This window comes from Alcaligenes sp. 1735tsa3 (assembly GCF_024134565.1).
GTDB lineage: Bacteria > Pseudomonadota > Gammaproteobacteria > Burkholderiales > Burkholderiaceae_B > Alcaligenes > Alcaligenes phenolicus.
In genome coordinates, this window is sequence record NZ_CP099862.1 from 3,452,671 (window position 1) to 3,466,738 (window position 14,068).

12 protein-coding genes are annotated in these 14,068 nt (G+C 58.9%); 9 read left to right on the forward strand and 3 right to left on the reverse strand.

The window, feature by feature from the left end; translation table 11 throughout:
• Positions 1–336: 336 nt before the first annotated feature.
• Genes NIZ92_RS15980 through NIZ92_RS15990 form a run of 3 tightly spaced genes read left to right on the forward strand, consistent with a single transcriptional unit; the run spans position 337 to position 3,269 of the window.
• Positions 337–1,323: an MDR family oxidoreductase gene (locus tag NIZ92_RS15980; protein WP_254002253.1), complete on the forward strand. Its 987-nt coding sequence runs from the start codon at positions 337–339 to the stop codon at positions 1,321–1,323.
• Between the two features lie 45 nt (positions 1,324–1,368).
• A complete protein-coding gene (locus tag NIZ92_RS15985; protein ID WP_035273440.1) occupies positions 1,369–2,520 on the forward strand; it encodes a CaiB/BaiF CoA-transferase family protein in 1,152 nt (383 codons plus the stop codon).
• Positions 2,517–3,269, forward strand: a complete 753-nt coding sequence (locus tag NIZ92_RS15990; RefSeq protein ID WP_254002254.1) for an enoyl-CoA hydratase/isomerase family protein — start codon at positions 2,517–2,519, stop codon at positions 3,267–3,269. The genes NIZ92_RS15985 and NIZ92_RS15990 overlap by 4 nt, the downstream gene beginning before the upstream one ends.
• Positions 3,270–3,386: 117 nt before the next feature.
• Here the strand turns inward: NIZ92_RS15990 and NIZ92_RS15995 are convergent, their stop codons facing one another.
• Complete coding sequence (locus NIZ92_RS15995; protein WP_254002255.1) at positions 3,387–4,136, reverse strand: IclR family transcriptional regulator; 750 nt, start codon at positions 4,134–4,136, stop codon at positions 3,387–3,389.
• A 285-nt stretch (positions 4,137–4,421) separates the two neighbouring features.
• Between NIZ92_RS15995 and NIZ92_RS16000 the strand changes: the two genes are divergently transcribed.
• A complete protein-coding gene (locus NIZ92_RS16000; RefSeq protein WP_254002256.1) occupies positions 4,422–4,949 on the forward strand; it encodes a DUF2478 domain-containing protein in 528 nt (175 codons plus the stop codon).
• Between the two features lie 173 nt (positions 4,950–5,122).
• Here NIZ92_RS16000 and NIZ92_RS16005 read toward each other — a convergent pair whose 3' ends face one another.
• Positions 5,123–6,145, reverse strand: a complete 1,023-nt coding sequence (locus NIZ92_RS16005; RefSeq protein WP_254002257.1) for a zinc-binding alcohol dehydrogenase family protein — start codon at positions 6,143–6,145, stop codon at positions 5,123–5,125.
• A 232-nt stretch (positions 6,146–6,377) separates the two neighbouring features.
• Here NIZ92_RS16005 and NIZ92_RS16010 point away from each other — a divergent pair, with 232 nt between their 5' ends.
• From NIZ92_RS16010 to NIZ92_RS16030, 5 genes are all read left to right on the forward strand, one after another.
• Positions 6,378–7,325 carry a LysR family transcriptional regulator gene (locus NIZ92_RS16010; protein ID WP_254002258.1) on the forward strand — a complete coding sequence of 316 codons (948 nt, stop codon included), beginning with the start codon at positions 6,378–6,380 and terminating at the stop codon, positions 7,323–7,325.
• An 81-nt stretch (positions 7,326–7,406) separates the two neighbouring features.
• The gene (locus tag NIZ92_RS16015) at positions 7,407–9,662 is read left to right on the forward strand and encodes an alkaline phosphatase family protein (protein WP_254002259.1); all 2,256 of its coding nucleotides are present in this window, start codon (positions 7,407–7,409) and stop codon (positions 9,660–9,662) included.
• A gap of 11 nt (positions 9,663–9,673) precedes the next feature.
• Positions 9,674–9,910, forward strand: a complete 237-nt coding sequence (locus NIZ92_RS16020; RefSeq protein ID WP_254002260.1) for a hypothetical protein — start codon at positions 9,674–9,676, stop codon at positions 9,908–9,910.
• 75 nt (positions 9,911–9,985) lie between these two features.
• Positions 9,986–12,133: a phosphocholine-specific phospholipase C gene (locus NIZ92_RS16025; RefSeq protein WP_254002261.1), complete on the forward strand. Its 2,148-nt coding sequence runs from the start codon at positions 9,986–9,988 to the stop codon at positions 12,131–12,133.
• 59 nt (positions 12,134–12,192) lie between these two features.
• Positions 12,193–13,089, forward strand: coding sequence for a LysR substrate-binding domain-containing protein (locus NIZ92_RS16030; protein ID WP_052159501.1), 897 nt, complete (start codon positions 12,193–12,195; stop codon positions 13,087–13,089).
• 115 nt (positions 13,090–13,204) lie between these two features.
• Here the strand turns inward: NIZ92_RS16030 and phnX are convergent, their stop codons facing one another.
• A complete protein-coding gene (phnX, locus tag NIZ92_RS16035; protein ID WP_035273427.1) occupies positions 13,205–14,047 on the reverse strand; it encodes a phosphonoacetaldehyde hydrolase in 843 nt (280 codons plus the stop codon).
• Positions 14,048–14,068: the final 21 nt, after the last annotated feature.

Consider the following 14,068-nt stretch of genomic DNA (forward strand, 5'->3'; position numbering starts at 1 on the left):
TTGCCTCCTGTGTGAGAGTTTTTCTCTCTTGATGTTCCAATATATAGAACGCTGTTCTTGTTTTTGATATTAAAAATGCCGTGAGAACGGCTTGAATACAACAGACAGCAACAACACAAGCAACTTAGGACAACGGTTCAAATAGTGGGATATTTGATTTCAGGTGTCAACTATTAAACCCCTTCGGGATTTCCCCAGTTCGATCATCTGGTCGCATTGGGCTTGACCGCAACGAGCTTCTGGATAAAATGAAAACACTGCTTTTCCATGTCAATTTAAAGAACGCTGTTCCAAATATCAGAACACAAACCCTTAACTGATCGAAGGAATTCACTCATGTTCTCTGCCATCGTCATCGACAAAACCGACGGCCAATACAAAGCCAGCCTGCAATCCCTGGACGAGTCCGCCCTGCCCGAAGGCCAGGTTACCGTCCGCATCGACTACTCCACCCTGAATTTCAAAGACGGCCTGGCCATGACGGGTAAATCCCCCGTAGTGCGCCAGTTCCCCATGGTGCCCGGCATCGACTTTGCTGGCACAGTGACCGACAGCAGCGACCCGAATTTCAAGTCCGGCCAGAAAGTGGTGCTTAACGGCTGGGGCTTGGGTGAGGTCCATTGGGGCGGTCTGGCACAGCAAGCACGCGTGAAAGGCGATTGGCTGATTCCCCTGCCCGACGCTTTCTCCACCCAGCAAGCCATGATGATAGGCACCGCCGGCTATACCGCTGCACTGTGCGTGCGTGCCTTGCAGCGCCAAGGCGTCACGCCTGACAAGGGACCGATTCTGGTGACAGGTGCCGCGGGTGGCGTGGGCAGTGTCAGCGTGGCCCTGCTGCATGCCCTGGGCTACACCGTCATGGCCAGCACAGGCCGACCTCAGGAAGAAAGCTATCTGAAGGCGCTGGGCGCCAGCGAGATTGTGGACCGCAACACCTTGAGCGAACCGGGCAAGCCACTGGGCAAGGAGCGCTGGGCCGGAGCCATCGACAGCGTAGGCAGCCATACCCTGGCCAATGTCTGCGCAGGCACGCAATACCTGGGTGCAGTCGCCGCTTGCGGTCTGGCCCAGGGCATGGATTTCCCTGCCTCGGTGGCCCCCTTCATTCTGCGTGGTGTGCAACTGATTGGCATAGATAGCGTGCATTGCCCCAAACCCGAGCGTCTGGCGGCCTGGGATTTGCTGGCCAAGCATTTGTCTATCGAAGCCCTGGAGCGCATCGGCGCCAGCACCATCACGCTTTCCCAAGCTATTGATCAGGCCGGCCAGTTACTGGAAGGCAAGGTACGCGGCCGCATCGTGGTTGATGTGAACGCATAAGGCCCTGTCGGCCCCCATCTACCTATCATGCTCTGGAGCTGATTCATGGATACGACATTGCCCCTGAACGGGGTTCGGATACTGGAATTTTGCAATGTGGCCGCTGGCCCGTACTGCGGTATGTTGTTGGCCGATATGGGGGCTGACGTCATCAAGATCGAACACCCCAAAGGGGGTGACACCTTGCGAAGCTGGCCGCCCATCAACCAAGGATATAGCGAGAACTTTGCTTCGCTGAACCGCAACAAGCGCTCGGTAACGCTGGATCTGAAGAACCCCGAAGATGTAGCCAAGGCACGCCAACTGGTACTGGATGCAGACGTCTTGCTGGAAAACAATCGGCCCGGCGTCATGCAGCGCTTGGGGCTGGATTATGAAAGCCTTAAGGCCCTGAATCCCAGACTGCTGTACTGCTCAATTTCTGCCTACGGACAAAGCGGCCCCCGCTCGCAAGAAGGCGGTTTTGACCTAACGATTCAGGCCATGAGCGGCGTGATGAGCGTGACGGGCGAAGCAGGTGGCGCCCCCGTTAAATGCGGAGTTCCACTGGCGGACTTTGCGGCCGGTTTGTATGCGGCGTTTGCCATCAGTGCCGCCTTGCCTCAAGCCCGCGCCACCGGTCAGGGCGCACATATCGATGTGCCCATGTTGGGGACCACCTTGGCCATCGCCGCACTGCAAACCTCAGAGTATTTCGGCAGTGGTCGCGACCCGGACAAGCTGGGTTCCGCCCACCCACGCAATGCGCCCTACCAGGCGTTCCAGTGCAAAGGCGGTTACTTCGCCATGGCAGCGGGCAACGATGCGCTGTGGCGCTCCGTCTGTCAGGTTGTAGAACGCCCGGACCTGACCGAGGACGAGCGTTTCACCAGCACCACCCTGCGCGCCAAACATCAAGACGCCTTGCGTGAACTGCTGGAAGCTATTTTTGCGCAGCACGACTCCGAACATTGGCTGACGCAATTCCGTGCCCAAGGCGTACCCTGCAGTCCCATCAACCGCTATTCCGACGTGCTGCGAGACCCGCAGGTCGAGCACATGGAGTGGGTGCAAAACATTCGCCTGCCGGGCACAGACACCGAGACGCGCACCTTTGTCTCGCCCCTGCGTATCAATGGAGTGGGCTTGCCCGTCCGTATGGCCCCCCCGGCATTGGGCGAACATAACGACAGCATCTTGCACGGAGTTACCCCATGACAGAGCCGTATTGCAGCAGCAGTCCCGACCTGAACGTGGACTGCGCGGGCAAAGTCTGGACACTGACGCTGAACCGGCCTGACAAACGCAATGCCTTGTCGGCCGATCTGGTCGAAGCCTTGATCGCGGCCGTGCAGGCCGCGGAAAAGGCCCAGGCGGATCTGCTGATATTGCGCGGTGAAGGCCGCAATTTCAGTGCCGGTTTTGACTTCAGCGACTACGAGCAACAAAGCGGGGGGGACCTGGTACTGCGCTTTATCCGCATTGAAACCCTCTTGCAGATGCTGGCCCATACGCCTTGCGCCACGCTGGCCCTGGCGCATGGGCAGAACTTCGGCGCCGGGGTGGATTTGATTGCTGTTTGTCGTCAACGTATCGCCAGTGCCGATGCCCGCTTTCGCATGCCTGGATTGCAGTTTGGTCTGGCACTGGGAACAGGCAGGCTGGCTGCCCTGATCGGCGGCCAGCAGGCTCATCAACTTCTGGCAGGAAGCCAGATTTTTGATGCTGCCAAAGCGGAGCAGCTGGGTTTTATTAACGGCATACAAGAGCCCGATGCATGGCCTGCTGTCATCGAGCAGGCTCAACAGACTGCGGGCTTGCTGGACGCCACCAGTCGCACCTATCTGCATCAGTTAACGGGCTGCCCACAACAAGCTGATCGGGATATGGCAGCCTTGGTACGCTCTGCTTCCGCACCCGGCCTCAAACAAAGAATTGCGGCCTTCCGGCAAGCCGCAAAATCTTGAACTTTCTTTCCTGAATGGAACTGCCCCCAAAAACTGGAGACGCATCCAGATTTTGGGGGCAATTTGCATCCGGGCGGCTTCTTGCAGCCAGGGCAAGCTGACTGGGGCTGTAGCAGCTTAACGGCCGCTATAGCCCAAACGGCGCGAGATCTGTGCCGCTGCCGTCATCAAGGTTTTACCGGCCTGAACCAGCCGGGCTTCCTCCAGACGTTCCGCAGGCCCGGAAATACCCAAAGCCGCCACCACCATTCCACGACTATCGTAAATAGGCGCAGCCGCCCCCACGACCTGCTCACGCCATTCGCCACGGTTAATGGCATAGCCCTGATCACGCACCTGCTCCAGCTCTCGGCGCAACTCACCAAACTTGACCAAACTGCGAGGCGTATAAGGCTTGAGGCGGTTCTTGACCAGATTCAAGGTGTCTTCACTGGCCCATGCCAGCATGGCCTTGCCGGTAGCCACACATTGCGCAGGTGAGCGACCACCCACCGTGGTGTAGGCGCGCACCGGCTGCGGGCTGTCTATCTTCTCGATATACAGCACCTCGACCCCGTCCAGCAGCGACAAATGCACCGTTTCCTGGGTTTGCTCGGCCAGCTCTTTCATGAAAGACAAGGCTTCCACCCGCACATCCAGACGGTTGGCCAGGCCCGAGCCCAGCTCCCAGAGCTTCATAGTCAGCTCGTAGCGACCCGTATCTTCATTCTTGCGTGCAAAGCCCTGGTGAACCAGGGCCTGCAACAGGCGATGCACATTGCTTTTATTGAGCATCAATTGATTGGCCAGTTCGGTGACACCCGAACCGCGTTCGTGCTTGGCCAGGGCTTCCAGGAGCACCAGGCCCTTAACAAAAGTCTTGTCCAATCGAATATCCCATCAGTCACTAAAAGTGCATGAATTGTCTCATGGAACAGAACCACGCCATAGCCAGACAAGCCCGTATAGCAAAGCAGCAAGCGGCTTTCGCAACAGTTCCATCCGCTTTTCAAGCACACAGGCTTCAAGACTTGAACCTTAAACAACAAGCCTGCTACCCACCAAGGCCAAACACCGGCCAGCAGCACAGAGGTTTTTCCGCTTTCCAGCCCAGGCCAAATGCGTGTACAAAGAGCCTTGCCTTCTCTTTCTACTGCCCGGAGCCACATCCCGATGGACACCACTTCCCCGCCTCTTGCCCTTGCCGCCATCGTGCACGCAGGCAAAGGCAGTGCCGACGCCTTGCTACTGGAATTCGTGCAGGAATTGCGCGCGAAGAACTATCGCGTCTGTGGTCTGGTGCAAGGTCCGGAAATTCAGAAGGAAGACCATAGCCTGCGCACGGTACAGGATCTGGACAAGGGCACGCTGTATCCCATTACCCAGAACCTGGGGGCGGAATCCACCGCCTGTTGCCTGGACATTGGTGCCTTGCTGGAAGCCAGCGAAGTGCTGCGGCAGGCGCTGGAAAGCCCAGCTGATCTGGTGATTGTGAATCGCTTTGGAATCATGGAAGCGGACGGCCAGGGCTTTAATAACGAGATCCTGGCCTTGATCGACCAAGGCTACCCGGTGCTGACCGTTGTGGCCCACACCTACCTGCCTGCATGGCGTGAGTTTACGGGTGGCCTGGCGGTGGAACTGGAGCCGGAGCGTCAGGCACTGTGGGACTGGTTTGAAAGCAGCCGTCAGACACCCTGAGGGGGCCAACGAGGTCCGTAAACAACTCTGGCAAGCAACTTTAAAACGCTCCGGGCAAAACCCTCAAGCGCACATTAAGCCCAACAAGGCATATAAACCGTTTAATCCAAACCACCAAAACCCGCTGTCGCCATATGGCAACCCGGGTTGGCGGCTTAAATACAGCAAACGGTTTACTCGTCCCACCCCTCCAGCACCAGCTTGCCACGTGCTTTACCCGACTCCAGCAAGGCATGGGCTTTTTTCAGATTGCTGGCATTGATACTGCCAAAACGCTCGGTCAAGGTTGTGCGGATCAGACCGGCATCGATCAAGTCGGCGACCTCGCTCAACAAGCGATGCTGGGCCAGCATGTCGTCCGTGCCAAACAAGGAGCGGGTAAACATGAACTCCCAATGCAAGGACACGGATTTGCGCTTGAGCTGGCTGACATCCAGACTGGCGGGGTCATCAATCAGGCCAAACTTTCCTTGCGGGGCGATGGCCTGAACAATCTGCTCAAAGTGCTGATCGGTATGTGTCAGGCTGACGACGTAGTCCACTTGCGGGTAGCCGATACGCTCCAGCTCGCCAGTCAAGGGCTTGCTGTGATCAATCACATGGTGGGCGCCCAGTTCACGCACCCAGGCCTGGGTTTCGGGGCGGGAAGCAGTACCAATCACGGTCAGGGAAGTCAGGCGGGAAGCCAGTTGCGTCATGATGGAGCCCACTCCACCTGACGCCCCGACAATCAGCAGACTCTTGCCGCTGGGAGCCTTGCCAGGTGCAATCCCCAGACGGTCAAACAGCATTTCCCAGGCAGTAATGGTGGTCAGGGGTAAAGCGGCTGCCGCTGCAAAATCCAGCGATTTGGGTGCATGCGCCACGATGCGCTCATCGACCAGATGCAGTTGGCTGTTCGTACCCGGACGCGCAATCGAACCGGCATACCAGACGCGATTACCCGGTTTGAACAAGCGGACCTCGGGGCCAACCGCCTTCACAATGCCGCTGGCATCCCAGCCCAACACCTTGTACTGCTGCCCAGCATCCGGCCCGCCACGTTGTCGCACCTTGGTATCGACCGGGTTGACGGACACCGCTTTTACCTCCACCAGCAAGTCACGACCACTGGCCACGGGATCAGGCAGTTCAATATCCAGTAGAGATTCTGCTTGCTCAATCGCTTGGGAAACCTTGTATCCAATCGCTTTCATCTTTGTTCCTTGGAAGCACCGTTAATCGGATGGCTCTTGGTGGCGACGTGGGGCAATGCCACTTCAGATAATCAGAGCCGAAACCACAGTGTGCAACGCCAGGGGAATCAGAAAAACCCGTGGCGGCTTGAATCCATTTTCAAAAATAATTTGAAAATCACCCCTAAAATCAGGGTCTGATCGCGGTAAAACCGTGTCTTAACGACATTCTCTATGTCTCCGAAGGATTGCCATGAAAGCGCTGCAAGATCTGGAAATTTTCGTCCGTACGGCTGATAACGCCAATCTGTCCGCCACCGCACGGTCCCTGGGGATTACTCCGGCCGCCGCCAGCGCCGCCCTCAAGCGGCTGGAGGCCGAGACCGGCGTCCAGCTCTTCCTGCGTTCCACTCGGCATTTGCGTCTGACTTCGGAAGGTGAAGTGTTTTTGGCTCAATGTCGTCCGGCCTTGTCAACCTTGCAACAGGCAGCTCTGCAGCTTGCCAGCGGCGGGCCCGGCTCGCGTGGTCAGTTAAAGCTGGCTGCTCCCTCGGACCTGGGGCGCAATGTCTTGCTGCCGTGGTTGAACGAATTTCAAGATGCCAATCCCGGTGTGGACATCCGCTTGCATCTGTCGGACCGGCTGGCCAATGTGTACAGCGAACCTATTGATGCGGCCTTTCGGTACGGACATCCCCCCGACTCCAATCTGATCGCCCTGCCCATTGCGCCTGAACACAGACGTGTGCTGTGCGCAGCCCCTTCCTACTTGCAAAGGCGCGGTACGCCCAGCTCCCCCGCCCAATTACAGGAACATGATTGTCTGTGCTTCATGCTGGGTGACGACGTTCATGACCGTTGGCGCTTTGAACGGCCGGACGAACAAGCCAGCCTGATTCGTGTGCGTGCCGTCAATGTGTCCAATGACGGCGATGTTGTCCGACGCTGGGCCCTGCTGGGCAAGGGCATCGCCTACAAGGCCCATTTCGATGTGGCACAGGATCTGGCCCAGGGTCGCTTGCAGGCCATCTGCCAGGACTGGATCGGGGAGCTGACGCCCTTGCACTTGCTGGTTGCCGGTCGGGCCCAAATTACCCCGCTCCTGCGCCAGCTGCATCAGTTCATTGTCGAACGACTGGAGCTCTGGGAGCGTCAACACCATCTGCCGAACCAATACACAGCAACGACGATGAACGTCTAGGATATCGACCCAAGGCCGTCATGCTGCCTTGCTCTAATTCGATCGATCCTTTCTTAACGTCAGCGACAAGGCAATCGAATCATGAGAGATGCGCACATGGCCAGCCCCCTTTCTCAAGGGCCCGGCTTTCCCCCTCCTTCTGCAACCCGGTATCTGAACGCGGCCCAAGCTGGCTGCTTGCAACACCCGCCCCTGGGCCGCGCAGGACGCAGCAAAACAGGCCTGATCAAGGCCCTGGCAGTAGCAAGCCTATCTGCCGCTCTGGCCGCTTGTGGTGGCTCTGAAACCAGCTCGGGCCCGGCCACCGACCCCGAAACACCCACCAATCCGGAAAAGCCTGACACACCCAGCACTCGTCACGCCCTGATCATTGATCTGGACGGGGCTACCTACCGCGCTGTGCAGCAAGGCATGGCAGCGGGCAGCCTCCCCAATCTGGCCAAGCTGAACGTCCAACTGGCCTATAGCGGCGGTGTGGTGGGCACCCCCAGCCAACAAGCCAATCTGGACATGCCGGGCTGGGCCAGCCTGCTGACCGGCACCTGGGCCAATCGTCACGGTGTGGTATCTACGGCACCAGACCAGGTCTTGCGTCAAAACAGCCTGTTTCACTCTGCCCAGCCTGGCCAGAATGCCGCGGCCGTTGCATCCAGCGGACTGGCCCATTTGCTCAAGGCTGACCATGATGCCGAGCGTCTGCACGAGCTGGCCGATTGTTCTGCACAAGCCGTCACCCTGTCCTGTGTCTCCACCCAGGCAATGAAGATGATTGAAGGAAACTACCGCAAGGTTCTGGTTCAGTACCGTTCTGCCAAAGATGCGGCATTGGATTTTGGTGTCGAATCGCCTGACTACCTGGCCACCCTGAGCAAGCTGGACAAGGAGATCGGTACCTTGATGGCGGCCACGGCCAAGCAGCAGGATCGCGAATGGTTGATTGTCGTGACAGGCAACCACGGTTTGAGCGAGCATGGGCAAGACAATGGCCTGCCCTTGCTGTCCCAGTCCGCTACCTTCCTGGCCTTCAACCAACGCGTCAACACAGGGGAACAAGGCATAGGCGCCAGCCTGCCCCAGACACTGGCCGAGCTGTATCAGTACAACAGCCTGGTTGATGTCGCTCCCACCGTCATGCGCTATCTGGACACGCTGCCCCCAGCGGCAGAATACAAGCTCGATGGCAGCAGCCTGCTGGGCCCACAAGCCGTGTCCAATCTGAATGCCACCGTCGTGGACAACAATTCTTCGTCCGTGGCCATCAAGCTGGACTGGAAAGCACCGGCCGACGCCCCCATCGATATCCTGCGCGATGGCCAGGTCATTGCTTCGCGTCTGCCCGCAGGGACACAAAGCTATACCGACAATCAGTTGACGGCCGACCTGAGCAGCAAAGGTACGTATCAGTTTGACTACACCGTGCAGGCAGGCTCGGGCGAGCAGGCCGCCTGGCGCAACCTGATCAGCCCGCCCATCTCCTACTTGCCGCCTGTGCCATTGGCCACCACCTTGCGCAACGGTCTGCTTTCTTACTACCCCTTCAGCGCGACCCTGCCGCCTGTTGATGCACAAGGCAACAGCAGCATGGCCCCCGCCTCTGCCGATCTGCCTTCGGCCGCAGGGGTAGTGGTGCCCGGCCCCTTTAGCGGCACGCATGGGCTGCTGGTCGATACCAACCATGTCACTGTCGAAGGGCTGGAAGGCTACCGCATGACGCCGACACAAGGCTTTGATATTTCCACCGGCAGCAGCCCCCAGTTCACCATCGGCTTCTGGTATCAGGTGCCCCAGTGCATTGACCGCAATAACGTCACCATCCTGTCCAACAAGAACTATGTCAGCGGTGGCAATGCCGGTGTGGCGATTGGCCTGTTCAGCAGCTCCACCAAGAACCAGTGTGGCGTGGCCTTCAATATTGGTTCAGGCGGTGTTCGTGCCGACGGCCCCACCAATCCCTACACGCAAATTCCGGTAGGCCGCTGGGTCTACATTGCCTTTGAGGTGGACGGTGTGGCCAAGAAGATGAACATGCAGATCTTCGACCCGGTCATCGGCCAGACAACGCAGGTTGCAGCTGGCAAATCCACCGGCGCTGTTGATCTGTCCAAGCTCTCTCCCTATCCGCAATGGGGGATTGGCGATGATGGCACCGGCAAGTTCCTGATGAACAAGTGCAATGGCTCGGTCACGCCGCCCTACACCGTGGGCAAATGTGCTGTTGCTCCGCCAACCCAGCAAATGTTCGGTGATCTGGCCATGTGGAATCGTGTGCTGAGCGACGAAGAGCTGCAGTCGATCTACTGGTCCAACAAGCCGCTGTCCAGCTTGTCCACCCACTAAGCGAGCACGCCATGACCTCTTTGACTCTTCTGGCTCGCTTGATGCGAACCCTGGCCCTGACGAGCGTTACGGCCCTACTGTTGAGTGCCTGCAGCGATGGCAGCAGCGGCAACCCTTCCCCAGCAAGCAACACGGGCTCGGGCAGTGAGCAGGTACCCATCGTCACGCCTCCGGCCAGCGGTTCGCTGGGCGAACAAGGCACGGACAAGCCCGCCACTCCCAATTCGCAACTGGACTGCGCTCCCTGACAGAGCCCCCCCGACCAGGCTGTGGCCACTGCCACGCCTGGCCCTCTTGCTACCTTCAATCGACAAGGCTTTCCCATGACTTACCTTAATCGTCGCAATTTTCTGCGGCTGGCCGCCAGCGCCGCTGCCTTGGGGCCCTTTCCCCCCGCCATTCAGAAAGCACTGGCCATCCCGGCCAACAATGCCACCGGCACCATCAATGACGTGGAGCACGTCATTATCCTGATGCAGGAAAACCGCTCGTTTGACCACTACTACGGCACCATGCCGGGAGTACGCGGCTTTAGTGACCGCTTCACCATCCCCATGGCCTCGGGCGAATCGGTCTGGCGTCAGCAAGGCAGCAGCGGCGTGGTGCAGCCCTATTATCTGGACGCCACCAAAGGCAATGCCCTGCGCGTGGGTGGTGCACACGACTGGAATGACCAGCAGGAGGCTTGGGACGGCGGCCGCATGGCCTTTTGGCCCAAAGCCAAATACACCAATGTGGCCATGGGCTACCTGAAGGAGTCGGACCTGTCCTTTCACTGGTCTCTGGCCAACGCCTTTACCGTCTGTGATGCCTATCACACCTCCATCAACACCGGCACTTTCACCAACCGCATGTTCCTGTGGAGCGGCACCAACGGGGCCAATGTCACCGGGCGTGCCTGCGTGACCAACTCTAACTGGGGGGGCCTGGGCCCATCCGAAGACGGGCTGGACTGGACCAGCTACCCGGAGCGTCTGCAGGAAGCAGGCGTGCGCTGGAAGGTCTACAACCGTCCCGGCAACAACAGCAATAACAATCAGCTAGTGGCGTTTGCGTCCTACCGCAAGGTCAATGAAGATCTGGCCTCGATGGGCTCGCCCTCGGCCACTTATTCACCACAAATGGAAGCACTGTCCCCCTTGTACAAGGGCTTTGGCAATACCATGCCCGACGGCGGCTTTCTGCAAGCCATTGCCGACGATATCGAGATGGGTGCCCTGCCACAGGTCAGCTGGATTGTGGCCCCTGGCCCTTACAGCGAACACCCCAGCATGGGCGTGCCCGGACAGGGTGCCTGGTATCTGGAGCGTTTGCTGAACATCCTGACGGCCAATCCCGAAGTCTGGAGCAAAACCGTTCTGATCGTGAACTACGACGAAAACGACTGCTTCTTTGACCACATGCCCCCACCAGCCCCGCCATGGCGTCACCGCGACGGCACTCTGGCCGGCAAGTCCACCGTGGATGTCTCGAACGAGTACTACACCATGCCCGCCCCGGATGGAGACTCGCGCAAGCTGCCCCCCGATGGCCGCCCCTTTGGTGCCGGCCCCCGTTTGCCAACCCTGATCATTTCTCCCTGGAGCGTGGGCGGCTGGGTGAACTCCCAGCAGTTTGACCACACCTCCGTGCTGCGCTTTCTGGAGCAGCGCTTCGGTGTGCAGGAGCCCAATATCAGCCCCTGGCGTCGAGCCGTATTCGGCGACATGCGCTCCTGCTTTGACTTCAAGTCCCCCAATGCCAACAAGCCCGCCCTGGTGTCAGCCCCCACCCGCGATCAGGCCGATGCCACACTGGCACAGCAAGTACAGGCGGGCAAGGTTCCCATGCCGCCTGTGGGTTCCGAGCCCATGCCCACACAGGATCTGATGCTGCGCCCCTCCCGTGCCCTGCCTTATCAATTGCATACCAGCGCCAATGTGGATCTGGACAAGGACAAGGTCTGGCTGACCTTCAGCAATACTGGCACCCAAGGCACCGTGTTCCATGTGTACGACGAGCTGCATCTGTCCGAGTACCCACGTCGCTTTACCGTAGAAGCCGACAAGATGATTTCGGACTCCTGGACCGTGGGCGCAGACCAGAACGGCGACTACAGCTTGTGGGTGCTGGGCCCCAACGGCTACCACCGTCATTTCAAGGGCAATCTGCACGCCCTGCGCCAGGGCCCCAAACCCGAAGTCCGCGTCTGCTACGAGCCCAAGGCCAACATCGTCTCCCTGACCATCATGAACGTGGGTAGCGAAGCGGTGACCGTCACGGTCGCCGCCAATGCGTATCGGGAAGATGGCCCATGGGTGTACACCGTGGACCCCGGCATGCAGATTGACGCACGCTGGTCGCTGGAGGGCTCGGCCAACTGGTATGACTTCACCGCCACCATGGGCGAACATTTCGAGCGCCGCTTTGCTGGCCGTCTGGAAAATGGTCGCGACGGGATCAGTGATCCGGCCATGGGTGTCGCACGCTAGTCATACTGATCAGGCAAGATAGGGCAGCCAGTCCCGGAAAAAACAGTTAGAGAAACACGATGACGCTCAACCAGATTCGGGCCTTCGTCATGGTGGCCCAGCACGGTGGCTTTACCGCCGCCGCGCGGGCCCTGAACATGAGCCACACCACGCTCAGTTCACAAATACAGATGATTGAACGCGAATACGGAGCCGAGCTGTTTCATCGCCGGGGCCGGCGTGTCGAGCTGTCCACCCTGGGGCTGGAAATGCTGCCCATGGCCCGGCGCATGATCTCGCTGGAATCCGACATGCGCCAAATGCTGGATGGCACGGGCAAGCTGCACTACGGCACCCTCAAACTGGGTGCCGTCAGCCCTTACCACGTCACCGAACTGATCGAGTCCTTCCACGCGGTGTACCCGCGCATCAAGCTGTCTGTCAAACTGGGCAACTCCGAGCTGGTCCTGGACGACCTGGACAAGTACGTCTGCGATGTCGGCGTCGTGGCCAGTTGCCAGCCCCAGCGCCGCTACTACATGCAACCCTATGCCCGTTATCCGGTCATTGCCTTTGTGCGCCATGACCATCCCTTTGCCAAGCGCGATGCCATTGCCCTGGACGAACTGGCTGGCGAGCCTTTGCTGATGCGTGAGGAAGGCTCCACCACTCGCAAGGCACTGGAAGATGCCTTGCATGAACACAAGATCAAGGTGGATATCGCCATGGAAATCGGCAGCCGGGAGGCCTTGCGCGAATCCGTGGCTCGTGGCCTGGGAGTGGGTACGGTCTCCGAGTCCGAATACGTGCCAGACCCGCGCCTGCGGGTGGTGCGTATCCAGAATGAGCCGGTCTGGACGCAAATCCATGTCTGCTGTCTGCACGAACGACGTGAGTCGCGCCTGGTGGCCGCCTTCTTCGAGGCCATTGCTCAACACCAAAGCGCCCTGTCCAGCGCCTGCAAGCTACGTGCCTAGTCGCCTGACGGCGCAATACCTGAAGCACGCCCGGCCATACTGATACCAGGCATAAAAAAAGCGGGGCATAAAGCCCCGCCCTTCCCTTTACGCCTGATTCAATGCCCCCACGAAATCAGGGTGTTTCGCCTTGTGCCAGACGCGCCTGGATTGCCTGGACAATGGCCGGGAAGTCCGCAATGGTTTCAATCACATAATGCGCGCCGGACTGGCTCAAACGCTCGCTGGCTCGCTCTACTCGTGCTTTTACTTCAGCTGGGTCAGCAGTCTTCAGTTCGGCCAGCGACAAGCCCACTTCGTTACCCGAGAGGCTCAAGCCCACCGTCCACATCCCTGCGCGGCGGCCTTCTTCGATACCGGGCACGGTATCGTCCACTTTGATGCAACGACGCACATCACCCACGCCCAAAGCCAGAACATTGGCCAAAGCCATGAAAGGACCGGGACGGCCACCCGCAGGCAGCTCATCACCTGCAATAACGCAATCGGGAGCCAGGCCCTGGCTGGCTGCGGCAGGCAACAGCACATCAAGCACCTGACGAGGGTAGCCCGAGCAGGATCCCACTTTGATGCCCTTGGCACGTAACTGCTCCAGAACAGCTGCCGCCCCTTCAATCGGAGCCGAGTACTCGGCTACTTTCTCGATCTGCATGGGCATGAAACGCTCGTAGATGGCATCAATATCGGCATCCGTGGAAGCACGCTCGAACTGGGCCACCCATTGGTCCTGAATCGATTCAGTCGCCAGCAAGGTACGGATATGATCGCGCTTGGACAAGCCCATGGGACCACGTGCCTGCTCCAGGCTGATCTGAATCCCGAAGGTGGCAAAGGCATCCACAAAAATCTGTGTCGGTGCCAGAGAACTGAAATCGACCAGCGTGCCAGCCCAGTCAAAAATAACGGCCTCCACCTTGTCCGACATAAGCGTATCCAGAGCCTTGAAATTCTGAGTCATTATTGAAAAACCTTCAGTTTT